At 71.2% G+C, this 23,471-nt stretch carries 23 protein-coding genes; 6 read left to right on the top strand and 17 right to left on the bottom strand.

The window, feature by feature from the left end; translation table 11 throughout:
• Positions 1–101: 101 nt before the first annotated feature.
• The 5 genes from EER30_RS33615 to EER30_RS33635 form a co-directional block, all read right to left on the bottom strand.
• Entirely contained in the window at positions 102–758 is a 657-nt protein-coding gene (locus EER30_RS33615; protein WP_164842581.1) for a response regulator transcription factor, read from the bottom strand.
• Positions 759–771: 13 nt separating this feature from the next.
• Positions 772–1,146: a response regulator gene (locus EER30_RS33620; RefSeq protein ID WP_127504705.1), complete on the bottom strand. Its 375-nt coding sequence runs from the start codon at positions 1,144–1,146 to the stop codon at positions 772–774.
• A gap of 65 nt (positions 1,147–1,211) precedes the next feature.
• Positions 1,212–2,681, bottom strand: coding sequence for an MFS transporter (locus EER30_RS33625; protein WP_164842565.1), 1,470 nt, complete (start codon positions 2,679–2,681; stop codon positions 1,212–1,214).
• Between the two features lie 5 nt (positions 2,682–2,686).
• Positions 2,687–3,679, bottom strand: coding sequence for an SLAC1 family transporter (locus tag EER30_RS33630; RefSeq protein WP_164842566.1), 993 nt, complete (start codon positions 3,677–3,679; stop codon positions 2,687–2,689).
• Positions 3,680–3,693: 14 nt separating this feature from the next.
• Positions 3,694–4,404 (bottom strand): alpha/beta fold hydrolase, encoded by a 711-nt coding sequence (locus EER30_RS33635; RefSeq protein WP_127504708.1) that lies wholly within the window; start codon positions 4,402–4,404, stop codon positions 3,694–3,696.
• A 209-nt stretch (positions 4,405–4,613) separates the two neighbouring features.
• Here EER30_RS33635 and EER30_RS33640 point away from each other — a divergent pair, with 209 nt between their 5' ends.
• The gene (locus EER30_RS33640; protein ID WP_127504709.1) at positions 4,614–5,528 is read left to right on the top strand and encodes a PP2C family protein-serine/threonine phosphatase; all 915 of its coding nucleotides are present in this window, start codon (positions 4,614–4,616) and stop codon (positions 5,526–5,528) included.
• Between the two features lie 8 nt (positions 5,529–5,536).
• On the opposite strand, the gene EER30_RS33645 is transcribed toward EER30_RS33640, so the two are convergent.
• Together EER30_RS33645 and EER30_RS33650 are read right to left on the bottom strand one after the other, a co-directional pair.
• Positions 5,537–6,949: an ATP-binding protein gene (locus EER30_RS33645; RefSeq protein WP_127504710.1), complete on the bottom strand. Its 1,413-nt coding sequence runs from the start codon at positions 6,947–6,949 to the stop codon at positions 5,537–5,539.
• Positions 6,946–7,140, bottom strand: a complete 195-nt coding sequence (locus EER30_RS33650; protein ID WP_205650531.1) for a hypothetical protein — start codon at positions 7,138–7,140, stop codon at positions 6,946–6,948. Before EER30_RS33650 ends, EER30_RS33645 begins: the two co-directional genes overlap by 4 nt.
• Positions 7,141–7,315: 175 nt before the next feature.
• Here EER30_RS33650 and EER30_RS33655 point away from each other — a divergent pair, with 175 nt between their 5' ends.
• From EER30_RS33655 to EER30_RS33665, 3 genes are all read left to right on the top strand, one after another.
• Entirely contained in the window at positions 7,316–7,717 is a 402-nt protein-coding gene (locus EER30_RS33655) for a nuclear transport factor 2 family protein (RefSeq protein WP_164842567.1), read from the top strand.
• Positions 7,718–7,967: 250 nt separating this feature from the next.
• Positions 7,968–8,801 (top strand): alpha/beta fold hydrolase, encoded by an 834-nt coding sequence (locus tag EER30_RS33660; RefSeq protein WP_127504712.1) that lies wholly within the window; start codon positions 7,968–7,970, stop codon positions 8,799–8,801.
• A 77-nt stretch (positions 8,802–8,878) separates the two neighbouring features.
• On the top strand, positions 8,879–9,247 hold the full coding sequence (locus EER30_RS33665) for a cupin domain-containing protein (RefSeq protein ID WP_127504713.1): 369 nt from the start codon (positions 8,879–8,881) through the stop codon (positions 9,245–9,247).
• Here the strand turns inward: EER30_RS33665 and EER30_RS33670 are convergent.
• The 4 genes from EER30_RS33670 to EER30_RS33680 form a co-directional block, all read right to left on the bottom strand.
• On the bottom strand, positions 9,244–12,177 hold the full coding sequence (locus EER30_RS33670; protein ID WP_164842568.1) for a GAF domain-containing protein: 2,934 nt from the start codon (positions 12,175–12,177) through the stop codon (positions 9,244–9,246). The genes EER30_RS33665 and EER30_RS33670 overlap by 4 nt on opposite strands.
• On the bottom strand, positions 12,174–12,302 hold the full coding sequence (locus tag EER30_RS49485; protein ID WP_255437028.1) for a hypothetical protein: 129 nt from the start codon (positions 12,300–12,302) through the stop codon (positions 12,174–12,176). The genes EER30_RS33670 and EER30_RS49485 overlap by 4 nt, the downstream gene beginning before the upstream one ends.
• A gap of 160 nt (positions 12,303–12,462) precedes the next feature.
• Positions 12,463–13,302 (bottom strand): NAD(P)-dependent oxidoreductase, encoded by an 840-nt coding sequence (locus EER30_RS33675; protein WP_205650532.1) that lies wholly within the window; start codon positions 13,300–13,302, stop codon positions 12,463–12,465.
• Positions 13,303–13,316: 14 nt separating this feature from the next.
• Positions 13,317–14,234 (bottom strand): SDR family NAD(P)-dependent oxidoreductase, encoded by a 918-nt coding sequence (locus EER30_RS33680; RefSeq protein WP_205650533.1) that lies wholly within the window; start codon positions 14,232–14,234, stop codon positions 13,317–13,319.
• A 361-nt stretch (positions 14,235–14,595) separates the two neighbouring features.
• Between EER30_RS33680 and EER30_RS33685 the strand changes: the two genes are divergently transcribed.
• Positions 14,596–16,743: a sensor histidine kinase gene (locus tag EER30_RS33685; RefSeq protein ID WP_127504716.1), complete on the top strand. Its 2,148-nt coding sequence runs from the start codon at positions 14,596–14,598 to the stop codon at positions 16,741–16,743.
• A gap of 5 nt (positions 16,744–16,748) precedes the next feature.
• On the opposite strand, the gene EER30_RS33690 is transcribed toward EER30_RS33685, so the two are convergent.
• The 5 genes from EER30_RS33690 to EER30_RS33710 all read right to left on the bottom strand — a co-directional run bounded on the left by EER30_RS33690 (position 16,749) and on the right by EER30_RS33710 (position 20,488).
• The gene (locus tag EER30_RS33690) at positions 16,749–17,498 is read right to left on the bottom strand and encodes an SDR family oxidoreductase (protein ID WP_127504717.1); all 750 of its coding nucleotides are present in this window, start codon (positions 17,496–17,498) and stop codon (positions 16,749–16,751) included.
• On the bottom strand, positions 17,468–17,794 hold the full coding sequence (locus tag EER30_RS48980; protein WP_240670459.1) for a hypothetical protein: 327 nt from the start codon (positions 17,792–17,794) through the stop codon (positions 17,468–17,470). Before EER30_RS48980 ends, EER30_RS33690 begins: the two co-directional genes overlap by 31 nt.
• Positions 17,795–17,870: 76 nt before the next feature.
• A complete protein-coding gene (locus tag EER30_RS33700) occupies positions 17,871–18,875 on the bottom strand; it encodes an MEDS domain-containing protein (RefSeq protein WP_127504718.1) in 1,005 nt (334 codons plus the stop codon).
• A gap of 253 nt (positions 18,876–19,128) precedes the next feature.
• Positions 19,129–19,944, bottom strand: a complete 816-nt coding sequence (locus EER30_RS33705) for a GNAT family N-acetyltransferase (RefSeq protein WP_127504719.1) — start codon at positions 19,942–19,944, stop codon at positions 19,129–19,131.
• Positions 19,945–20,134: 190 nt separating this feature from the next.
• Positions 20,135–20,488, bottom strand: coding sequence for a cupin domain-containing protein (locus tag EER30_RS33710; protein ID WP_127504720.1), 354 nt, complete (start codon positions 20,486–20,488; stop codon positions 20,135–20,137).
• Positions 20,489–20,555: 67 nt separating this feature from the next.
• Here EER30_RS33710 and EER30_RS33715 point away from each other — a divergent pair, with 67 nt between their 5' ends.
• Complete coding sequence (locus EER30_RS33715; protein ID WP_127504721.1) at positions 20,556–21,152, top strand: TetR/AcrR family transcriptional regulator; 597 nt, start codon at positions 20,556–20,558, stop codon at positions 21,150–21,152.
• A 63-nt stretch (positions 21,153–21,215) separates the two neighbouring features.
• On the opposite strand, the gene EER30_RS33720 is transcribed toward EER30_RS33715, so the two are convergent.
• Positions 21,216–23,414, bottom strand: a complete 2,199-nt coding sequence (locus EER30_RS33720; protein ID WP_127504722.1) for an MMPL family transporter — start codon at positions 23,412–23,414, stop codon at positions 21,216–21,218.
• Between the last annotated feature and the right edge of the window lie 57 nt (positions 23,415–23,471).

A 23,471-nucleotide genomic window follows, 5' to 3' on the forward strand; every position in this document is an offset into this window, starting at 1 on the left:
TCTGGTGGTGGCCCAGACCGACCGCAGTGAACGAACAGCCCTTCCTATGATCACGGGAGCGGCCTCCCTGACGCGGCCCACACGCACCTCGCCTCAGTTCGTCATCGGCGAATGTCGGCGCGCAGATAGGTCAGAACAGCCTGGACACGGCGGTGCTCGGTGTCCGCGGGGGCGATGTGCAGCTTCCGGAAGATCGCCGTCACGTGCTTCTCGACCGACGCCTGGCTGATGAGCAGGCTCTGGGCGATTCCCCAGTTGGACATCCCCTCGGCCATGGCCGCGAGCACCGCGAGTTCACGGTGGGTCAGCAACTGGAACGGGCCGGCTCGGGCACGGCGGCCGAACATCCGGGCGACCACCTCGGGATCGAGCGCGCTGCCGCCGGCGGCGACCCGCGTGATGGCGTCGACGAAGGCCTTGACGTCCCCGACCCGTTCCTTGAGCAGGTACCCGATGCCGTCGGGACGGTCGCCGACGAGTTCCAGGACGTACGCGGGCTCGCAGAACTGGGACAGGATCAGCACGCCGAGCTGGGGCGAGCGGCGGCGAAGTTCCATCGCGGCGCGCAAACCGTCGTCCTCGCGCCGTGGCGGCATCTGCACGTCGGCGATCACGACGTCGGGGCGGTAGGCGAGGGTACGCCGCATCAGGTCGTCGGCGTCGCCGGACTGGGCCACGACCTCGAGTCCCGCGTCGGTGAGGATCCTGACCAGGCCCTCACGAAGCAGGACGTCGTCCTCTCCCAGCGTCACCCGCAGTGTTCGGTCAGTGTTATTTGTCCGCATCGGTTCTGTCCTCGATGAGTCGTTGAAGGGCGGGGCTCGAGAGCTCGTCCTTGGGGAGGAAGCCGATCGCTCCGGCTCGGAGGGCGGCGGCGATGTTCGCCCGGTCGGCGTCGGAGGAGAAAAGTACGACGCGCATCGGCCACGGCCGGGCCAGAAGCCGGCGGGTCAGCAGGAACCCGTCACCGTCCGGCAGACCGATGTCGATCAGCGCGACATCAGGATGCAGACCTTCCGCACACGTGAGGGCCTCGGCGACCGAGCCCGCCTCACCGATCACCGTATGGCCTCGGCTCCGCAGGATGCGCACGACGAGGCCGCGGAGCGACGCGTCGTCGTCAACGATGAGGATCGAGCCCAGCATGTGCCCATCGTCGCAGCGCGGCACGCCTGGTGGTGGTAGGGCTTCCCAGAAAATCGCCAGGGTGGTCAGCGTCCGCGCCTCCCCTCCGGATCATGGTTGTTCGCCGGCAGACGGAATGCCAGGGCGGCTACGACGATCACCAAGGCGGCGCAGGCGAGCCAGACAGTCACGTAGCCGGCCTCGACCGTCACCGGTTTCGCGACGCCGGGAACGTGCGTCGACAGGGCCGCCATGAGGGCCGCGAAGGCCGCCCCGGACACGGCCCCGCCGACCGTCCGCGCGGTGTTGAGCAGCCCCGAGCTGATACCGACCGCGTCCGCCGGGGCGAGCGTCACCACGTATGTCGACAGCGTGGCCAGCACGAGACCGTTGCCGACCCCGACCATGACCTGCCAGATCACGAAAGTGGCCACCGCGTCGTGGGCCAGCGCCGTCAGCACGTACCCCGCGGCGGTCAGCAGCGCCCCGACGGCCAGGGCGGTCCGGCTCCCGGCCCGCTCGGACAGCCTCGGCGCCAGCCAGGTGCCGGCGAACGCAGCGAGACCGAAGGCGAGCAGCACGAGGCCGAGCTGCAGCACGGTGAGGCCCAGGCCGACACCGGTGCTCGCGGGCAGCCCGAGGTACAACGCGCTGGCCGCCTGGCTGCCGAACAACTCGGCCCCGGCGAATAACCCGGCCAGCACCGGCAGACCCAGGCCGCCGCGCATCAACAGCGACACGTCGACGAAGGGATACGCGACACGCTGCTCGAACCGGACCCAGACGGCGAGCACGGTCAGGCCGCCGGCGATCCCCCCTACCGTGCGGGCGTCCGTCCAACCCCAGCCGCTGCCGTTGCCGACCGCGGCGAGCAGCAGCACCAGCCCCGCGCTCAGCAGCGCGGCGCCGGCCCAGTCGAGGCGGCCGGTCGTGCGAAGCGTCGTCTCGGGCACGAGCAACGCCGCCACCGGGACCATCAGAATCATGAGGGCGGCGGGTATCCACAACGTCGCGGACAGGCTCAGGTGCTGGCGCGCCACCCCCGACAGCAGCAGACCGGCGCTCCCGCCCAGGGCCAGCGCGCCGACGATCAGCCCGATCGCCCGCCCGGCGAGAGACCCGGCGCGCTCCCGGACGATCGCGAACTCCAGCGACAGGAACGCGGCCAGCGGCCCTTGGACGGCCCGGCCCAGCAGCAGGATCTCGAAGGTCGGCGCGACGGCCACGAGCACCGACCCGACCGCCACCGAGACCGCCGCGACGACCAGGAATCGACGGTGACCGTAGCGGTCGCCGAGCTTGGACAGCAAGGGCACACACACCGCAGACGACAGCAGATAGACCGCATTGACCCAGTTCAGGCTGGCGGCGGCGGTGTCGTAGCGCTGCAGGATGCTGGGCAGCAGGGGTGAGAGCCAGCCCTGGGTGAGTCCGGAGGCGAACTCGAGGACCAGGAGGAAACCGACTACCGAGGCCACACCGCTCAGGGCCGCGATGGCGCCGAGCGGGACCGACGGTCGCGTTCCGTCCGCCCGCGTGCCTCGAGTGATCGGCATCATCGTCACCTTTCGCCGCGGTGTGCCATCACCGGCACGGCCGGGGGCACGGCGCTCGCGGCCGGCATGAAGGTCCCCCGGGCGAGACGCCGGACGGTGCGGGCCGCCAGTGCCGCGATGCCGAGGGTGAGCACGACGCCCAGGACCACCGTCCAGGCGGTCCTTCCCGGCACCCGCCCGGCGACCAGCCAGTTGACCGCCAACGTGAACGCGGCCGCGTAGGAGAACGAGAACGCCCACCAGCCCGGGCCGAACGGGACCCCGCGGTAGACCGGGATCAGCGTGAGCTGCACCAGCACCATCAAGATCGCATAGCCGGCCAGCCCTGCGGCGACCGCGTCGACGCGCCCGCCGTTCAGGAGGAACCAGGCGTTTCCCGCGACCACCGGCGGCGCGAGCTCGATCGCGATGGTGGGGCGTAACGGCACCGGCAGCGGGGGCGCGGTGAACAGCCGCAGCAGAACGATCGTGCCCAGGATGAGCCAGCAGATCACCCCGTAGCCGAACATGACCATGGCCAGGGTGCGGTGACCGAGAGCCGCGCTGCCGCCCGCGGCGATCAGACCGCCGCCGACGGTCGGCAGGAAGTAGCCGGGGTGCCACTGCGCGAGCTGCAGGTCCGCGATGATCCACGTGCCGGAGAGCCAGCCGCCGACCGCCACGGTCAGCACCAGAGCGACACCGAAGACGACCTCACCGGCCGTACGGGCATGGCCGGCCAGGGCGACGCCGAGGAACATCGGCACGATCGCGATCAGCGCGACGAACGGACCGAACACGGGATCATTCAGCTCGGTGCGCAGCCGGCCACCGCGTACGACGTTGCGCCCGTACCAGAGAAGGACGGCCAGCCAGACGCCGGCCGCGATGACCCACAGGGTGTCGGCCGGCCATCGGGGTGTTCCGGAGACGGCGTGAGCGGTGGCCCAGCACTGTGCGAGGCCGCAGACACCGAAAGGTATCCCGAACACGTTCGGTCCCACCCGGTAGGTGCGCACGGATCGCTCCTCTCTCAAGCGTCGCCGGCCGCGGCTTCGAGGATGATCCGAGCCGTCTCGGCCGGATGAGAGATGCCCACCACATGCGAGGCGCCGCTGATCTCGACGGTGTCGCGCGCCTTGGCCCGGGCGGCCATGATCCGATGGGCGCCGGCCGGGATGTTGTGGTCGAGTTCGCCGAACAGGAACCAGCTCGGCACGGACTGCCAGAGCGGCCGCTCCCCCGACGGCTCGGCCAGCGCCAGGTCGGTCACGGGCCGCTGGGTGACGGCCATCCAACGAGCCTGCTCCACGGGCAGGTCGGCGGCGAACTGGTGGTGGTATTTCTCCGGTGCGATGTAGGTGTCGGAGCCGCCCGCGGCCAACGGCACCGGCACGAGCGTCTCGGCCAGGGTCGAGCCGGGCGCCAGCGCCGAGGCGTCGGCGCAGCTCTCTCCCGCGTCGAGGGCGAACCCGGCCACGTAGACGGCCGCGATCACCCGACCGGCGGCGGCGTCGGAGGTATTGGTCAGGACCGCACCGCCGTACGAGTGCCCGACCAGGACCACCGGCCCGTCCAGGGTACGGATCAGGTCGCTCAGCAACGCCGCGTCCGACGCCACCCCCCGCAGCGGGGTGGCGAAGGCGATCACCCGGTGTCCCGCCGTCGTCAAAGGCTCCAGCACCCCGTTCCAGCTCGACGACTCCGCGTACGCGCCATGAACGAGCACCACTGTCGGCTTCATCTCTTGCCCCTCCCCCAGCCCGCCACGACGACCGGCATGGTGAGAGTCCCAAGGCGTACAGGCAGGAAACACCTGGTCAGCCGGATTCGCCGTTCCGGCTGACCCGATCGGCACCGAGGAACGCCCGGCCGCGTTTCGGGTCGGCCCGCCTGTTGAGCGCCGCCGTGCTCTGCCAGGTTCGGACCAGATCGGACAACCGAGGAGCACTCATGGCCACCATCACCACCGGCGCCGAAGTCGCCCGCAGCCTCCTGCTGCTGCGAGCGTGCGAAGCCCTGTCGGCCACGGAGACCGAGGCCGACGTTCTGGCCGCGGTCAGCGAACTGGCCGGGACCGGCCTCGACACGGGCAGCCTGAACACCTACATCTCCCAGGCGCTGGAGCGGGCACACCGGCGCGACGCGACGGCCGGCGTCGCCGACACGCTGCAGCAGGCGATCGTGTCCCGTACGCCGGTGGTGGAGCACTACGAGGCCGCCACCTGCTATCTGCCGTCCGACCGGCTGGAGCGGGTCGGCGGCGAGTGGTACGACGCGGTCGCCGGGCCCGGCGGCCAGCTCACGATGGTGATGGGTGAGGTCGCGGGAGACGACGTGGCCGCGGCCGGCCGCATGAGCCGGCTCCGCAGCATGGTCCGCGCCTACATCGTCGACCGCTCCGAGTCCCCGTCGGCTCTGCTGCGCCGGTTGGACGCGGCCGGCCATGCGCTCGGCGAGCCGGTGCGGGCCACCGCCGTCGTCGCCGTGGTCGAGCCCCGCGCCGACGGCGCCCACCGCCTGCGCTGGTCCAACGCCGGCCACCCGCCGCCGGTGCTGCTGCACCCGGACGGGACGGTGGAATCGCTCGGCGGTGAGGACCCGATGCTGGGCGCGAGCCGCAGCGCTTCGCGGCACACGACGAGCGTCCCGCTCCGGCCCGGTGCGACGGTTCTCCTGCACACCGCCGGGCTGGTGCACCGGCCCGGCCGTACGGTCGACCGCTGTTTCGCCGACCTGCACCGGCGGTTGCGCTCGGCGCGGCGTACCCGGCTCGAGGATCTGCTCGAGGACGCGGTCGCGCACGTCGGGGCCGGCCCCGGCAGAACCGTCGCGATGCTCGCCGTCCGGCTACCGGCCGAGGGCTGACCTCGCTCTCAGCCGGCGAACGGCAGTCGTACCCGGAAAGTGGTGCGGCCCGCAATCGAGTCGACGCGCACATCGCCGTGGTGGCGGACCGTCACGATGCGCCAGGCCGTGGTCAGGCCGAGTCCCACCCCCCGGCCGACCGGCTTCGTCGTGAAAAACGGGTCGAAGACGCGCGGGAGGATGTCATCGGCGATGCCGGTTCCGGTGTCCTCGATCTCGATCAGCAGGAAGGCGTCGTCGCGCCGGGTGCGCACAAACAGCGTGCCGGTGCCGTTCATGGCGTCGGCCGCGTTGTCGAGGAGACAGGTCCAGACCTGGTTCAGTTCGGCCGCGAAGGCCGGGATCGGCGGCAGGCCGCGGTCGTATTCCTTGACGACCCGCACGCCCGCGCCGAGGGTGCTCGCGAGAACGACCAGCGTGCTGTCGAGCCCGTCGTGGACGTCGACGATCTGCGAGGACGCCCGGTCCAGTTGGGTGTATTGCCGGACGGCGTCGACGAGGCTCGAGATGCGGGCCGACGCCTCCGCGATCTCGGCGCTCAAGGTGTCCAGCTCGATGCTCAGGCCGAGCCGCCGCAGAACCCGTTCGCGGGAGTCCCCCGGGCGGCCGGGCGGCCAGACCCCGGCGAACCATTCGTCGTCCAGGCGGGCCTGAACGAAGGTGGGGGCGAGCTCCCATCCGCCGGGGACGCCCTGGTCCTCGAGCCATTCCGCCATGCGGTCCTCGCGTTCCGCCGTTTCCAGGGCGCCGCTGGGCGGTTCGGCCGTCGCAGCGGCGGTGGCCGCCACGCGCAGCCGGGAGAAAGCGCTGAGCTCCTCGGACGCGTGGGGCCCGGCGGCGATCTCGGCGGCGTTCGCGTCGAGCGCGTCGATGCGTTCCCGCAGCGATGAGGCCGCCCGCGCGACGGCGGCCGCCGGATTGTTCAGCTCGTGGGCCAGCCCGGCCGCCAGGGATCCGAGGGCGAGCAGATGTTCGCGCTGCCCGATCGCCTGCCGCGTGCCCAGGCTGCCGTAGAAAAGGCCCTCCAGAAGGTGTACGGACATCGGGAACCATTCGCGCATGAGCCAGGCGAAGTCTTCGGCACTGAGCACGAAGAACCGGGCCGGTGTCTCGGCTCGCATCGAGTTCGAGTATCGGGGCAGACGCTCTCCCAGATAGGCCTGGAAAGCTCCGCCGAACACGCCGCGACGGCTGCTGCGGGTGAACTCGACGTCGTCCGGGCCGACCCGGCTGGTCAACGCGACCGTTCCGGCCAGCAGCACGAAGAACGACTCCGCGGGGTCGCCTTCGCGATAGACCCACCCGGCCGGCCGGTCCTGCACGGTGCCCGCCCGCCGCAGCCAGGCAAGCTGCCCGTCGTCGAGTTTCTCGAAGAGGAACAGGGTGCGCAGCTCGTCGATCCCGAGGCCGGGCGATGTCACGCCAGTACGCCGAGCACTTCGTTGAACGCCTCCGTCGACGACGGATGGGTGTAGATCGCGTCGCGGAGCTCGGTCGCGGTCACTCCGGTCCGCATGACCAGGGCGACCGTGTTGATCAGCTCCTGCGAGTCGACGCAGAGCAGCGCGGCGCCGAGCACCTCGTCCGAGCCGGCGTCGACCACGAATTTCATGAGTGAAGTCTGTGCAACGGGAAAGGGGCTGGGCAATCCGGATGGCCGGACTCGTTGTTCCGGCTCACCGGATCTGTTATCCGGCGCCTTCCCGCCCTCGGCGGCGCCGGCCGGAAGATACGTTCTGCGGAACGGAGGGCGGCGCATCGGGCCGGACAAGCTGGGGGTTCTGCACATGACCACTCGTATCTTGGTGGAGCGCTTCTTCACCATGCTGGGCAGTGGAGCGGACGCGGAGGACATCGCGAAGCTCTTCGCCGAGGACGTCGACTGGGACGTCCCCGGTTCGGCGTCACTGGCGTGGACCGGGAAGCGGTCGAACCGGGCCGAGGTCGCCGATTATCTGCGGACCCTGGCCGCGAACATCGTGCCCGAGCAGAATGTCGACGAGATCGAAGCCATTCTCTACGACGGGAAACACGCGGTGATGCTCGGCCGTTTCGGCCGCGTCGCCCGGTCCACCGGCCGGCCGTACGAGATGGAGGTGGCCATGCGTTTCGAGGTGAATGGTGACGAGATCACCAAGTTCCGCCTCTACGAGGACTCGCACCAGGTGGCCGGCGCCTACGCCGAATGACGGGCTTGCGGGTGCGCGGGCCGTGGACGGCGGCGATGCCCCTCAGCACCGGGTCGCCGGCCAGCAGCGCGTCATAGCGGTCGGATCGGCCGGGCATCAGGCCACTCTGCCAGGGCGGAACCTCGTGCGCGTTCGGGCTGGCCGTACTTCTGTTCCGGCGAGCACCCGCGGGTTTTCCGGCCGGCGGTTCTGGTCGGCCCGGACCGGCCTTGGCAGGTTGAGGACGTCATCGGACAACTGAGGGGCGCTCATGTCAACCATCACCGTCGGCACCGAGAACTCGACCTCGATCGACCTTTACTACGAGGACCACGGCAGCGGCCCGGCGGTCGTTCTGATCAGCGGCTGGCCGTTCGACAGCCGGTCCTGGGAGCCTCAGGTCCAGGTGCTGATCACCGCGGGATACCGGGTGATCGTCTATGACCGGCGCGGGTTCGGGCGGTCCAGCCGGCCGACCCAGGGGTACGACTTCGACACCCTCGCCGCGGACCTCGACAACCTGCTCACCGCGCTCGACCTCGACGACGTCACGCTGATCGGCTTCTCCCTGGGCACCGGCGAGGTCGCCCGCTACATCGGCAAGCACGGCACCGACCGCCTCAAGGCCGCCGTGTTCATCGAGAGCCTGGCGCCCTCGTTCGTCAAGTCCGACGAGAACCCGCTGGGCGTCGACCGGGCCGCCGTCGACGGCGTACGCGAAGCGATCCTGCACGACCGGCCCGCCTGGCTCACCGGGCTGATCGGCGACTTCCTCAACCTCGACCAGTTGCTCGGCAAACGGGTCAGCGAGGACGCCGTCCGCAACCTGTGGAACGCCGGCGCGGAGGCGTCCCCGTGGGCGACCTGGGCGTGCGTCCTGACCTGGCTGGACGACTTCCACGACGACCTGCGGCGCGTCGACGTCCCGACGCTGGTGCTGCACGGCACCGCCGACCGCATCCTGTCGCTCGAGGGTCAGGGCCGCCGCATGCACGCCGCCCTTCCCGCCGCACGCTATGTCGAGATCGAGGGCGGTCCGCACGTGATGTGCCTGAGCCACGCCGAGGAGGTCAACCGCGAGCTGCTCGCCTTCCTCGCCCAGTGATCCGCGGAACTCCTGTCGGCCTTCTCGCACCGCGCCCGCCGGTGATCCCGCAGCCGTGAACACAGAAAGGATCAGCCATGTCGACTCCTCCCGTCGAGCCGGACGCTCCCGCAGATGATCTTTCCGCCCGGCTCAAGCGCACCGAGACCCTGCGCCGCGGCTCGTCCATCACCGGCCGCGACATCATCCAGGTACGCACCGAGATCCCGGCCGGCGTGGAGTCCGGCTGGCACATCCATCCGGGTGAGGAGGTCGGCTACATCGTCGCCGGGACGGTACGGATGGAGATCCGCGACCAGCCCACCCTGGTGCTGCGAGCAGGCGAGGGCTTCCTCATCCCGCCCCGGACGCCGCACAACGCCACCGACCTCGGCCCCGACACCGGGCTGATGCTGTCCACCTACATCGTCGAGAGCGGGCAACCCGTCGCCACCTTCGTGTCCTAGGGCACCGGAAGACGGACACGCACTGTGGTGCCGCCACCCTCGGGGCTGCTCAGCGTCAGGGTTCCTTCGGCGGCCTGAACGCGGTCCGACAGGCCGGTAAGCCCGCTGCCGCGCAACGGATCAGCGCCGCCGATCCCGTCATCGCGGACCTCGATCGACAGGCCGGCGTCCTCGGCCTCGACCGAGACGTCGGCGTGGGTGGCGCGCGCGTGCTTCACGACGTTCGTCAGTGCCTCGGCGACGATGAAGTACACGGTGATCTCCAGCTGCTTGGGCAGCCTCGGCCCGGTCAGCCGGAGCTCCACGGGGATGTTGATGTCGCTGATCAGAGATTCGAGACCGGAGCTCAGACCACCCCGGGTGAGGGCGGCGGGCAGAATGCCGTGCACGAGATCGCGAAGCTCGGCGTTCGCGCGTTCGGCATGGTGCAACGCCTCGTCGATCTCGTCGGTGACCGTGTCGCCCCGGGCAGCGGCGTCCCGGGCGAGCCTCAGGGCGAGGATCGTGTGGACGAGCCGCTGCTGGGCTCCGTCGTGAACGTCGCGCTGCAGGCGCCGGCGGGTCTCGTCCGCGGTGGCTACGACACGAGCCCGCGACGCGGTCAACTGCGTCTTGTTCTCAGCGTTGGCGATGGCCGCAGCCGCCAGTTCCGCGAACTGCCGCAATCGTTCCTGGCCGCCGGGCGGCGAGGGCTCCGCGGCCCACGTCCTGAGCTCGCCCCAGCCTCGCCCTTCGACAGAGATCGTCACGGCGAGTTCGGTGCCTGCTCGCCGGGTCGTCTCGACGCCGTGGGTGGCAACGGTCGTGGCCGATCCGTCGCGGTCGTAGCGCCGCAATGCGATGTGCCGGCCGCCGAGCAGCCTCGATGTCTCGACGGCCACCGCCTCGAACACCTCCTCCAGGGCAGTACCGCGCGCCACCAGTTCGGCGACGCGGCGCAGAGCCGCCTGTTCCTCGGCGAGGGCGCGCAGGTCGTGCCGGGCCTGGGCGGAGGAGATGGCGGTGCCGGTCAGGTGGGCGAAGCTCGCGAGGTCGTCCTCGACGGCGGCTGACAGTGGCCGGCTCCCGACGGCGACCAGGGCGCCCCACAGCCCACCGTGGATGTGGATCGGCACCGCGGCACTGGCCGAGAAGCCGGAGCTGAAGGCGACCCGTGGCCAGCGGCCGGCGACCCCCGCCAGATCGTCGACCCGGGCGGAGCGGCGCGTCCGCCACACGCGTTGCACCGCACCGTCGCCGGTGCCGGGTGCCCGCATGCCCACCACGACGCCGGCCGGGGCACCGCTGAGGGCCATGATCTCCGTGGATCCGTCCGGCTCGTACCGCAGGACGGTCGTGAAGTCGACGCCCGCGAGGAACGACGCCTGGACGGCGACGGCTTCCAAAACCTGGTCGGTCGGGGCGCCCCTGGCGGCCAGTTCGGCGACCTCTCGCAGCGCGGCCTGCTGGCGGGCGAGGTGCTGAATCCTCGCCGTGGCCCGGCTGTTGGCCAGCGCGGAGGCGACGAGCCCGGCGAACTGCTGCAACCGCTGCTCGGTGTCCGCCGGCAGCCGGTCTGCGGTAGCGACGACCAGCATGCCCCACATCCGGTCGTCGACCATGACGGGGACGCCGGTGCTCGATGCGGCGCCGTCGTCCGGACGTGCCGCTTGCCACGTCCGCAGCATCTCTTCGACCGCTCCCTGGTCGTCGCCGGGGACGTCGATGGTGGAGCCGACCGGCGCCGAGCCGTGGTGGGTGGCGACGACGGTCAGGGTGCCTTCACCGGTCGAGCGGACCAGCGTCGTGGCCACGTCGCCGATCAAGGTGGCGGCTTCCGTCGTGACCGCGTCGAACAGTTCCTGTTCCCCAGTGCGCCGTGTCACCAGCTCGGCCACCCGGCGCAGAGCCGCCTGTTCGTCGACGAGCCGCAGGAGGCCGGCGCGAGCGCGGGCTCCCGAGGTCGCCACCGCGGCGATCTCGGCGAACGGCGACAGCCGCCGTTCAGTGTCGGGCGGTAGAGGCTTGTCGAACGAGACCACGGCCAGCATGCCCCACACCGCGTCGTCGATGTGGAGGGGCACGGCTGCACCGGCCGTGGCCGTCCGGCTTCGTGTCGGGTCGGCCGGACCGGGGAGGGTCTGGTAGTCGTCGATGCGAGCGGCCCGCCCCGTTCGCCGCACGACGACGGCCAATTCATGCACGACGGGGTCGGTGCTCCACCCGTCCGCGACATGATCCTGTCTGTCGGCCAGGACCGTGGCCGCGCCCGGCCGGTCGAATCGGGCAACGATCCCGGAATGTCCGGGCAGAAGGGTGACCGCCTCGACGGCCAACGCCTCGAAGACGTCGTCCGGGTCAGCGCCCCGCGCCGCCAGCGCGGCGACACGGCGCAGGGCGGCTTGCTCGTCGGCCAGTCCGCGCCGGTCGTCTCTGGCCTGGGCGCCGGCCACGGCGGCAGCGGCGATCTCAGCGAATTCGGCCAGGTGGTGCTCGAGATCCGCGATGACCGGACCGGAACAGGTCATCGCGGTGAGCACGCCCCAGAGTTCGCCCTCCACCAGGATCGGCGCCGCGGCTCCGGCGGTGATCCCGAGCTCGTGCATCCGGGCGACCTCAGCGCCGGCGAGATCCTCGTACGACTCGACCCGGACCGGACCGCCGGTGCGGTAGACCCGCAGCACCAGCCCCTCCGGGATGTGCGGAGCCCGTTCACCGATCGCGAGTCCCGCCGGGCCGTTGTGGACCGCGACGATCGACGCGACCCCGTCCGCCTCGTACCTGAGCATCGCGGTGAAGTCGACCGGGAACAGCCGGTAGGTCTCGGTGACGATGGCGTCCAGCACGGTCTCGCGTTCCGCGCCCCGGGCGATCAGGTCCGCCACGCGGCGCAACGCGTCCAGCTGATCCTCGGCCGGAGACCACGCGGCCGCGGTGCGCCGGGAGTTCACCGGCGGTGGCCGACCCCGTGCGGCGGATCCTGCCGCGTCCGCAGCGTCGGCGCGACGGCGAGGATGGCGAGGATGGCGGCGGTCAGCGCCCTCGCGCCGCCTGCCGCGCGGCTGATCGCCACCATTCCCCCTCACCCCCGCGACCTGAGCGCTCGGGCTTCGCCAGAGCCGCGGTCACCACCCTGTACGGTTTCTCGCGGCTGGCCACGTGTCAAGCGACCCGGCCGCGTTCTGCCTGTTCGCAGCGCTCGCAGAGGCGTCCGCCCCGGGTGCCGTCCGGGGTACTCAGCCGCTCACCAGCCGGGCCAGGCGGGGCAGCGCCTGGGCGCCGGCCACGGCGCGGTCGGTGAGCGCGCCCACCTCGTCGCCGAGCGAGGCGACCGCCTTGCGGTAGATGTCCATGTCGATGAGCTGCAACCGGCTCAGGTGCTCGGCGTTGTCCGTGGTGATCGCGCGGCCCAGCGACTGCAGGGCGACACTCGACCCGGTGCCCGCGCGGATGACATCGACGAGGGCGGGCAGGTCGAGGCCGAGACGCCCGGCGACGTCCAGCAGCTCGGCGATGTTCTCCTGGTTGGCCATCAGCAGGGTGTTGTTGAGCAGCTTGCCGGTCTGGCCGGCGCCGTGCCCGCCGAGGTGGGCGATCGTCGTCGCGAACGTCTCGAAGACCGGGCGTACCCGCGCCACCACCTCGGGATCGCCGCCCACCAGCACGGTCAGCCTCTTCTCGGCGGCGCCCGCGTGCCCGCCGCTGACCGGGGCGTCGACCACCTCCACCCGGTACGGCGCGGCCAGCCCGGCGAGCTCGACCGCGAACGAGGGCAACCCAGTGCCGTGGTTGACGAGCACCGAGCCGGGCGCGAGCGACTCCAGCAGCCCGCCCGCGGTGGCGACCTCGCGCACGTCGGGGTCGTCGCTGAGGCACAGCCCGACAACGTCGCTGTGCGCGCCGAGCTCGGTCACCGAGTCGTGCGCCTCGTACGGGACCCCGTCGAGGACGCCGAACGATGCCTTGCGCCGGGCGTAGGCGTGCAGCGGATAGCCGGCCTCGGCGACGGCGCGAGCCATGGGCGCACCCTGATCGCCCAGCCCGATCCATCCGATCCTCGGAAGCACTCTGGTCATGGTCATCATCCCTTTCAGGCCAGGCCGACGGCAGCGGCGGAGACGGCCCACAACCGCTCGGCGTTCTCCGGGTCGAGCGAGTACGGCGCCACGCTGCGAACGAGTTCCTCGACGTCGTCGGGCCGGCGGTCGGTCGGCACGGCTTCCTGGTTGTCGTTGAAGTAGCGCCCGCCTATGCCCTCCAGCAGCGGCGAGACGGCCAGCAGCACCGACGTCGAGGCGCCCTGCTCGGTGTTCTTCTGCAACTCGACGGGGGTGGCGAGCCGGCCGCCGACGTGGCGCTGCAGCGGGGTCGCGATGGCGCCCGGGTTCACCGCGTTGACCGTGATGCCGTCGTCGTGCCAGCGCCTGCTCGCGGCCACGGCGAACAGGTTCACCGCGGTCTTCGATTGGCCGTAGGCGAGCGTGGCGTCGTACGGCCGGAACTTGAAGTTGATGTCGTCGAAGACGACCGGCGAGAACAGGTGGGCGCTGGAGCTGAGGCTCACCACCCGGGCTCCGCCGGCCGCGGCGAGCGCGGGATGCAGCCGGGTGGTGAGGGCGAAGTGGCCGAGGTGGTTGGTCGCGAACTGGAACTCCCAGCCCTGCGGGTCGGGCGTCATCGACGGTAAGGCCATCACACCCGCGTTGTTGACCAGCAGGTGCAGCGGGCCTTCCCAGCCCGCGGCGAACGCGGCGATCGACGCGTGGTCGGTCAGCTCCAGCGGCCGCACCTCGACGCCTCGTCCGATGTCGCCGGCGACTTTGCGGCCGCGCTCGGTGTCTCGTACGGCGAGCGTGACCGAGGCGCCGCGGCGAACCAGCGAGCGGGTCGTCTCGACCCCGATGCCGGAGGCCCCGCCGGTGACGACGGCCCGCTTGCCGGTCAGGTCGATGCCCTCGGAGACCTCGTCGGCCGTCGACTTGGACCCGTACGGCGTGGTGATGCGCATGATCTTCTCCTAACACGGCGATTGTCCCGACGAGCGTCGATGCCGCGAATCAGGTCGGCCCACAACTCCTCACCGGATGCCACCTGCCGCGAACGAGTCGCGGGCCAGCACCGAGGAATCACCGACTCCGCGAGACTCGCAGCATCCGCGGCCGGAAACCGTCCGGTCGGCCGGATTCCTGCTCCGGCCGACCGGATCAAACCGTCGGACCAAAGGCCGGCGCAACGGGCCGGCCTGACCGGAAGTCGTCGTCGAGAGTTCGCGCGGCGCGCGCCGATACGCTGGTGACCTGGTGAAACGTTGGGTAGGGTCGCCGAACGGGCCGGGGAATCGGCCGCCGGCCACGGCCCCTGGATGAGCTATGGATCCCACGCCCGGCATCGATCTCGACAATCTTCGACGCTCGGCCGCCGAACAGGCGGCGCTCCGGCGGGTGGCGACGCTCGTCGCGCGGGGGGCGGCGCGCACCGAGATCTTCCAGGCGTTGGTGACCGAGGTGGGGATGTTGATCCCCGCGACCGACGCCGCCCTGGTGCGTCTGCACAGCGACGAGACGGTCACCATGATCGGCCGCTGGAACGAGTTCACGGGATACCAGAGCATCGGGCTCCGGCATCCGTTCGGCTCCGGCACCCTGGCCCGGGTGATCTGGGATACCCGGCGACCGAGCCGGATCCGCAGTTACGCGAACTCGTCGGGCCCACTGGCCGAGATGATCCGCGGCTGGGGCTGGCGGTCGTCGGTCGGCGCTCCCGTGGTCGTCAACGCGCAGGTGTGGGGGTTGACCGCCGTCGGCTCGACCAACGGTCAGATACATCCGCCCGGCACCGAGGAACAGCTCGCGGCGTTCACCGAACTGCTGGCCAGCGCGATCGCCAACGCACAGAGCCGCGAGGAGCTCGAACAACTCGCCGCCGAACAGGCCGCGTTGCGGCGGGTGGCCGAGCTCGCGGCGCACGACGCCCCACCCGAGGAGGTGCTGGAGAAGGTCGCCGCCGAGGCGTCGGGCCTGGTCGGCGTCGCGTTCACCACGCTGCTGCGCTTCGAGCCGGACGGGGCCACGGAGATCGTCGCGATTCACGATCCACCGGAGGGCTTCGCGGTCGGAATGCGGGCCCCGGCCGGCGGCGACGGCGCCATCCAGCGCGTGCGGCGGACCGGCCGGCCGGCCCGCGTGCACAGGCTGACGGAGATGTCGGGAGCGTGGGCGGCGTTGGCCGCAAGACAGGGAGTTCTCTCCAGCGCCGCGGCGCCGATCTTGGCCGAGGACCGGTTGTGGGGCGTTCTCGTCGCGGCCGGGCGAGGAGCTCTTCCCCCGCAGATCGAGGAGAAACTGTCGCGCTTCGCCGAGCTGGCCGGCACCGCCATCGCCAGCTCCCAGGCCCGCGCCGACGTCCAGGCGCTCGCCGACGAACAGGCCGCGCTGCTGCGTGTCGCCGAGCAGGTAGCCCTCGGCGGAGCGTCGGACACGGTGTTCGCGGCCGTCGCCGCCGAGGCGCGGCAGCTCTTGAACGGCCGGCCGATGACGCTCGTGCGCTTCGAGGAGGACGACTCGCTCACCGTGATCAGCCGAAGCGGTGGACCCGCGGCGCCGGGAACGCGGATCGCCTACCGGACCGCGACGATGCCCGACCGCGTCCGGCGAACAGCGCGGACCGTCCGCGTGGACGACTACCGGGTGGAACCCGACGCCGCTCTCGCCCGGCACTACGGTCTGGCCGCGTCGGTCGCGGCGCCCATCGCGGTGGAGAGCCGCGTGTGGGGGATGCTCACCGCCACCTCCCCCGTCGGACCGCTGGCCCACGGCGTCGAAGAACGCCTTCAGCGGTTCGCCAACCTGGTCGGTACGGCGGTGAGCAACGCGACGAGCCGCGCCCAGCTCATCGCTTCCCGCGCACGCGTCCTGACGACGGCCGACGAGACGCGCCGGCGGTTGCAGCGCGACGTGCATGACGGCGCGCAGCAACGCCTGGTGCAGACGATCATCACGCTGAAGCTCACGCGGCAGTCACTGTCCCAGGGTGACGTGCCGGCCGGGATCGAGGGCGTCGACGAGGCACTCAACCACGCCCAGCGGGCCGCCGCGGAGTTGCGTGAGCTCGTCCGCGGCATCCTCCCGGCGGCCTTGTCGCGCGGGGGTCTGCGCGGCGGCGTCGAATCACTGCTGACCGACATGGCGTTGCCGGTCGAGGCCACCATCGACGTGCCGCGGGTGGCGGTCGAAGCCGAGACCACCGCGTATTTCGTCATCGCCGAGGCGCTGACGAACGTCGTCAAGCACGCCCGGGCCGACCGGGCGTGGGTGCGGGCCGGCCTCAGCGCGGGCGAGTTGCACATCGAGGTCGGCGACGACGGCGTGGGCGGCGCGCAAGCCGCCGGCGGCTCCGGTCTGACCGGCCTGTTCGACCGGGTCGAGGCCCTCGGCGGTCAGCTTCGGCTCAGCAGCCCGGCCGGGCAGGGAACGACGATCTCGGCCACCGTGCCGGTCGGCGAGCCCTCGCCGCGCTGACCTCGTCAGACCTGGTTGGTGCCGCCGTCGGCGAACAGCTCGATGCCGGTGACGAAGCTGCTCTGGTCGCCGGCCAGGAACAGCGCGACCGAGGCGATCTCGGCGGGGCTGCCCATCCGGCCCAGCGGCACCTTGCTCGCCAGCGCGCCTTTGAGGTGCACGGCCTTGTCGGCGTCCGGGGCGAGCCCGGTGATGCCCGGCGTGTCGGTCGGGCCGGGAGTGAGCGTGTTGACCCGGATTCCGCGTCCCCGCAACTCGTTCGCCCAGGTGCGGGAGAACGACCGCACCGCCGCCTTGGACGCGCCGTAGACGCCGAATGCCTCGCCGCCCGTGGTGGCGGAGGTGGAGCCGGTCAGGATCACTGACGCGCCCTCGTTCAACAGGGGCAGCGCCTTCTGGACGGTGAACAGCAGCCCCTTGACGTTGGTGGCGAAGATTTCGTCGAAGTGCTGTTCGTCGATCTCCTCGAGGCGGCGGAAGGATTCGCCGCCCGCGTTGGCGAACAGCACGTCGATGCCCCGCCCCTGCCGGGTGACGGCCTCGAAGAGCCGGTCGAGGTCGGCGAGGTTCGCGACGTCGCCCTGAACGCCGGTGACGTCGGCGCCGATCTCCGCGATCGCCGTGTCGAGGGCGTCCTTGCGGCGACCGGTGATGAACACGTGCGCGCCCTCGGCGGCGAACCGGCGGGCGGTCGCCAAGCCGATCCCGCTCGTCGCACCGGTGATCACCGCGGTCCTGTCCTGAAGCTGTCCCATGCTGCCCCCTCAGGTTCCGGCGCCGGCTTCTGACTGTCGGCGTACGCCGGCTTCCCCCATCTCACATCGCCTGCCTGCATGCGTGCACCGGACGACCCGTACCGATGATCCGGCCGTCCGTAACAACCGATCCGGACAACCGGACGGAGGTTCCGGCCGCAGCATGTCACCGGCATCGCGATCGCGAGCAGCCGCCAGGTCGACGCCCAGCCCCGGCGGCTCAGCGGCCGGTCGATCTTCAGCCCGGCACCCATCAACGCGACGATCACATCGACCTCGGTCAGGTGCTCGGTCACCTTCGGATGCGCCAGTGCACGCGTGCTATCCGCCCCGACGGCATGGAACCATGCCCACGGCACTCAGCCGGGAGCGTCAGGTGACGTGCGGGACGTCGAGGTGGCGGTGCGTCACCCCGTACGGGAAAAAGAGGCGTACTGCGGTTCGCCCGTCACCGGTGTGGGTGAGGAGGACGTCGGCGAGCTGGCGTGCGACCCACAGCCCGGTGGAGTCGGCGGGGCTGGCCGGTGGCCGGTAGCCGGCGTCGGCGGGGATGGGCCGGCAACCACGGTCGTCCACGTGGACGATCAGGGTGCCGTCCTCGTTCCACGCGCGAACCCGTACCGGAGGCCGGCCGTGATGCACGCCGTTGGTGATGACCTCGCTGGCGGCCGAGACGACCTGACCGATCGCGGTCGGCACGAAGTGCTGCGACTGCGCCCATCGAGCGAGGGCGGAACGGCCCAGGGCGACCTCCCCGACGTGCCGAACGGTGAGGTCGAGGTCGGTGACCGGTGGGGGCGCGGGCATCGGTGGCTGCGTCCGGCGATTCACGTATTCGCTCGGCGCGGCGTATCCCGGGTTGTCCACGGCGCCCTTGGTCGTCCACTCCTGAGGGTGAACCTGCCGGATCCCGTCGATGACCGGGGCCGCCTGCTGCCGGTTGTGCCAGATGCACGTGATCGGACAGCCGTAACCGGAGAACATGCTGTTGGCCATGGCCTCGTAGCCCAGGTAGGCGGCGGCCCGGTCGACCGAGGTCTCGGGCACGGTGACCAGATCAGGCTCGGTGACGAGGTGAACCGTGCGCTGCCGGGCGTGCTGGTCGCGCAGATAGCGGAGGAACCGGGCGTACGTGAAGCCGAGCCGCTGGTAGAACCGGTCCGTCGGGGCCCAGAGCAGCGTGTCGGCGTCGCGGCCCAGCCGGTCCCGGACGATCGCCGCGGTCTGGTCGCCGACCACCATCAGGACGCTTTCGCGCGCGGCGACCTGGCGCCGCAGTTGCGGCACGAGAACGCGCTCGATGGTCTCGTCGACGTCGACGATCAGGGCGTAGTGGTCGAGACGCCCTCCGCGGCGGTGATTCGCCGACACGGTCATCGCACGCTCCGCCGATCTTGGTCTCCGCGATCCAGCACCAGGCCCGGCAACTCGCCCAGGCCGCACAGGTCCAGCATCATGCAACCTCACAGTCAGTCACATCCGCTGAATACCGTTCCATGAAGCACGACCGTCACCACGTCGACCCGCATCTATAGCCTCATGACCCGACTTGGTCAGAATCGCCGGAGTCCCCGACGTCCGCAACTCATCGCCACGAACGAGGGAACCCGGGCCGGTCGTACCGGCGAGGTTACGGGCGCCAGACCCAGGTCGGGCGGTCGTACAGGCGGGTGAACCCCAGCCGGAGCATGTTGTTCAGGGAGGGATTGGACTCCCCCTCGTCCGGCGTGCCGGTTTCGGAGACCACCCAGCGGCAACCGGCTTCGGCCGCCACCCGCGTCCGCTCCGCCAGCAGGGCCGACTGGGCGCCCCGGTTGCGGTGACTCTCCAGCGTGGCGCCGGAATTGAGCGACGCCGACTCGCCGTACAGGAAAAGGTTGGCCCCGGCCACCATCTTGTCGCCGTCCCAGGCGGCGAACGGACGGAAATCCGGGTCGGTGAACGTGGCCGCGTACAGCTCGTCGAAGTGGTCCGGCAGGCCGAAGGTGGTGAAGAGCAGCGCCGCCCACTCTTCGGCGTCCCGCTCGTCGACCGGCCCCACCCGCAGGTCGGTCGTGACCGGCTTGATCTCGTCGACCGAGGCGACGAGTTTCGCCATGCCGCCCTCGTGGGTGAGCCCGTGGGCGGCGCAGATCTCGGCCCAGTCGGCCGGCAGCGCCTCAGGCGCGATCTTGATGCGGCCCGACGGGCTCTGGCCCTCCCGGAAGACGTCGATCACCTCGGCGACGACCTGCTCGGTCACCGGCTCGGTGATGCCGAGGCCACAGGCCATGTTCCAGTTGCCGTCATGCGGATCATTACGCATCGTGAGGATGAAACCACCGCCGACCTCCGCCACGGCCGCGCCCAGCGCGGCCTTGCTCGGCTCCGTCAACAGGCCGGCCAACCGGGCGGTGACCGCGAGCTCGGTCAGCTCGGCCATACGGGTGCGGTGATTCAGGGGCACGTCTTGTTCCTTCTCGACATCCGGTGATCGAGCCTGTCGGCAAGCCGCAGCCATCAAACCCCCGGTTTGTCACAAACGACCGCCCTCCGCCTTCGATGTGACAGGGATCGCCCCGGTGGCTGGGCGGCCACGTCGCCCAGCCGGTGACCGTATCCGCACCGGGATCCGCCGGGATCACAGCGCGGCGGGTTCACAGTGCGGCGGGACCGAGCGGGGCCTCGACGACGGGCGTGGTGACCGGCGCCGGCTCCTTCAGTTCGACGAAGACGCTGTACGAAGCGGTGTCGCCGATGTTCTCGCCGGCATGTTCCTGCGCGTCCAGCCAGCGGACCTCGCCGGCCCGCACATCGACCTCGACGCTGCGGCCGCCGGAGGTGACACGACGCCGGAAGTCACCGAGCGGGATCATCACGCTGTCCGGATGCCGATGCACATTCGTGTGGTCACCGGGCTCGTCCCGATATTCCAGGACGCGTACCCGAGCGTTCTCAAAAAGCACCTTGTAGAGGGCCGGGTCGGTCGCGGCCGGGTCGTGAGGATCCATCGCAGTTTCCTTACGGTGCGGGATCGTGGGACTTCAGTCCCATATGGGACCACGGTACCATGATGGCGTGGCGGTGCCTTATGAGTCGACCGGACGGACGGCACAGAAGTCGCGTACCCGACTAGCGCTTGTCACAGCCACCCGCAAGCTGCTCGCCGCCGGATTCACCCCGACCGTCGAGGACGCGTCCGAACGTGCCGGCATCTCCCGCACCACCGCCTACCGCTACTTCCCCAATCAGCGCAGCCTGCTGCTGGCCGCCCAGCCCACGATCTCGCCCGACAGCCTGATGCCCCCCGACCCGCCGGCCGATCCGAGGGCCCGCCTCGACGCGCTCATGACCGCGTTCGCCCACTACAACTTCACCTGGGAACCCCAGCTACGCGCCTCGCTGCGACTGTCGTTAGAGCCGGCGGCCGACCAGCCGGTCCTCCGGCAAGGGCGCGCCATCGGCTGGATCGCCGAAGCTCTGGCGCCCTTACGCGACAGCCACCCGCACGTCGACGTCGACCAGCTTGCCGTGGCCGTCCGCTCGGCGACCGGCATCGAGACGCTCATCTGGCTCGTCGACATCGCCGGCTACACCCGCGAACAGGCCGCCGCCACCGTCAAAGGCACCGCTCGGGCGCTTCTGGACGCCGCCGTCCGCGGCGATGCCGGGTGACACGGCGCCCGGCTGACCGTGTGCGAGTCGGCTCGGCACACGGTCAGCGGAATCGGTCCCGGGTCAGCGGGCGGCGCCGACCGGCTCGGGCAGGGCCGGCGGCTCGTCCGGCACGGCGTCGCGCAGTTGTTCGCCCTCCACGTCGACGTTGGGCAGCAGGCGGTCCAGCCACCCCGGCAGGGCCCACGCACGCCGCCCGAGCAGCGCCATCACCGCGGGCACGATCGTCATTCGCACCAGGAACGCGTCGAGCAGGATGGCCGCGGCCAGCGCGAAACCGATCGACTTGATCAGCGGGTCGGGGGCCAGGACGAAACCGGCGAAGACACTGATCATGATGATCGCCGCGGCGGTGACCACGCGGGCGCCATGCGCGTAGCCGACGGTCACCGCCCGGGTCGGCGGGGCACCCCGCACGTACTCCTCGCGCATGCGGCTGACCAGGAAGACCTCGTAGTCCATGGCCAGCCCGAACACGATGCCGATGAGGATCACCGGCAGCAGGCTGACGATCGGGCCGGTCTGGTCGACGCCGAACAGGTCGGCCAGCCAGCCCCACTGGAAGACCGCCACCACCGCGCCGAACGTCGCCACCACCGAGAGCAGGAACCCGGCGATCGCCTTGAGCGGCACCAGCACCGAACGGAACAGCACGGTGAGCAGCAACAGGGCCAGAACGACGATCACACTCACGTACGGCAGCAGCGCCCCGCCCATTTTCGCGGCGATGTCGATCGTCACCGCCGTCGTGCCGGTGACCGACAGGTCGGCGCCGGTGCCGGCTCGCAGGGCGGCGTCGGAGTCCCGGATCGCGTGCACCAGGTCGGTGGTCTCAGTGCTGTCGGGCGCGGCGGCCGGCACGACCTGGAGCATCGCGGTGTCACCGGCCGGGTTGAACGTCGGCGGGCTGACCGACACCACACCGGGCAGGGTCTTGATCGTGTCGGCGGCCGCGGTCGCCGCCGCCCGCGGGTCCGCACTGCCGGCGCCGTCGACCACGACCAGCAGCGGTCCGTTGTAGCCGGCGCCGAATCCGGTGGTCACCAGGTCATACGCCTTGCGCTGGGTGGTGTCGGGCGCGGCCATGTTGTCGCCCGGCAGCCCCAGCCTCAGGTCGAGGGCCGGCAGGGCCAGCACCCCCAGCACGGCGACCGCCGACACCACGGTCAGCACCGGCCGCCGGGTGATCGCCCGGGCCCACCGCAGGCTCAGCGCGGGCCGCTCGCCGTCGGCCTCGAGGTCGCGTGCCCGCCCGCGGCGCCCGGTGATGCGCCGCCCGGCGAAGCCGACCAGCGCCGGCAGCAGGGTGAGGGCGATGAGCACGGCCACCGCGACCGCGCCGGCCGCCGCCAGACCCATCTCGGTGAGCACCGGGATGTTCACGACCGCCAGCGCGGTCAGCGCCACGAGCACGGTGAGCCCGGCGAACGTCACCGCCGACCCGGCCGTGCCGACCGCGCGCCCGGCCGCCTCCGCACCGGTCCGGCCCGCGGCCAGTTCGTGCCGGTAGCGCGACACGATGAACAGGGCGTAGTCGATGCTGACCGCGATGCCGAGCATCAGTGCCAGCGTCGAGGTGCTGCTGCTCAGATCGAGGAAGCCGGACGCGACCGAGATGCCGGCCATCGTGGCCGCCACCGCGAGGAACGCGGTGATCAGCGGCAGCCCGGCGGCGACGAGCGAGCCGAACGTGATGGTCAGGACGACCGCGGCCACGCCGAATCCGATCACCTCGCTCAGGCCCTGTTCCGGTTCGCTCTGCAGGGCATCCCCACCGGCCTCGACCGTCAGCCCGGCGTCGCGGCCGACCTCGGCGGCCTTCATCAGCGCCTCGCGGTCGGCCTCCCGCACCTCGGGAGCGGGAACCCGGAAGGCGACCTGGGCGTAGGCGATGGTGCCCTCGTCGTTGACCGTGCCCTGCAGCGGGTCGCTCACCTGGGCCACCTGCGGCCCGGTGCGCAGCGCCGCCACCGTGCGGCCGACCACGTCGCGGTTCTGCGGGTCGGTGAGCTTCTGGCCGGGTGGCGCGGCGAACACCACCCGGGCCTCGGCACCGCCGGCCGGCGACTCGCCGAAGCGTTCGCCCAGCAGGTCTTGCGCCTGCTGGGCCTCGGTGCCGGGGATGGTGAAGTCGTCGGAGGTCGGTCCGGACAGCGTGGCCGCGCCCACGCCGAGCAGCCCCAGCATCGCCAGCCAGATCGCCAGGACCAGCTTGCGCCGGTGGAAGCTGAACCGGCCGAGCCGGTACAGATAGGTAGCCATCGAAATCTCCCGAGCAGCCGGGGCAGGGACCGCTCCACCGTCGCGAAACGCGGGCCG

This window comes from Actinoplanes solisilvae, from assembly GCF_003999975.1.
In the GTDB taxonomy this organism is placed as follows: domain Bacteria; phylum Actinomycetota; class Actinomycetes; order Mycobacteriales; family Micromonosporaceae; genus Actinoplanes; species Actinoplanes solisilvae.

Coding starts and splice junctions, on each gene's coding strand:
- EER30_RS33625 (WP_164842565.1), bottom strand. CDS start 2,681: ATGCCGATCACTCGAGGCACGCGGGCGGACGGAACGCGACCGTCGGTC.
- EER30_RS33660 (WP_127504712.1), top strand. CDS start 7,968: ATGTCAACCATCACCGTCGGCACCGAGAACTCGACCTCGATCGACCTT.
- EER30_RS49485 (WP_255437028.1), bottom strand. CDS start 12,302: ATGGTGGCGATCAGCCGCGCGGCAGGCGGCGCGAGGGCGCTGACCGCC.
- EER30_RS33680 (WP_205650533.1), bottom strand. CDS start 14,234: ATGCGCATCACCACGCCGTACGGGTCCAAGTCGACGGCCGACGAGGTC.
- EER30_RS33655 (WP_164842567.1), top strand. CDS start 7,316: ATGACCACTCGTATCTTGGTGGAGCGCTTCTTCACCATGCTGGGCAGT.
- EER30_RS33640 (WP_127504709.1), top strand. CDS start 4,614: ATGGCCACCATCACCACCGGCGCCGAAGTCGCCCGCAGCCTCCTGCTG.
- EER30_RS33675 (WP_205650532.1), bottom strand. CDS start 13,302: ATGACCAGAGTGCTTCCGAGGATCGGATGGATCGGGCTGGGCGATCAG.
- EER30_RS33620 (WP_127504705.1), bottom strand. CDS start 1,146: ATGCTGGGCTCGATCCTCATCGTTGACGACGACGCGTCGCTCCGCGGC.
- EER30_RS33650 (WP_205650531.1), bottom strand. CDS start 7,140: ATGAAATTCGTGGTCGACGCCGGCTCGGACGAGGTGCTCGGCGCCGCG.
- EER30_RS33700 (WP_127504718.1), bottom strand. CDS start 18,875: ATGACCGTGTCGGCGAATCACCGCCGCGGAGGGCGTCTCGACCACTAC.
- EER30_RS33665 (WP_127504713.1), top strand. CDS start 8,879: ATGTCGACTCCTCCCGTCGAGCCGGACGCTCCCGCAGATGATCTTTCC.
- EER30_RS33720 (WP_127504722.1), bottom strand. CDS start 23,414: ATGGCTACCTATCTGTACCGGCTCGGCCGGTTCAGCTTCCACCGGCGC.
- EER30_RS33710 (WP_127504720.1), bottom strand. CDS start 20,488: ATGGATCCTCACGACCCGGCCGCGACCGACCCGGCCCTCTACAAGGTG.
- EER30_RS33685 (WP_127504716.1), top strand. CDS start 14,596: ATGGATCCCACGCCCGGCATCGATCTCGACAATCTTCGACGCTCGGCC.
- EER30_RS33635 (WP_127504708.1), bottom strand. CDS start 4,404: ATGAAGCCGACAGTGGTGCTCGTTCATGGCGCGTACGCGGAGTCGTCG.
- EER30_RS33690 (WP_127504717.1), bottom strand. CDS start 17,498: ATGGGACAGCTTCAGGACAGGACCGCGGTGATCACCGGTGCGACGAGC.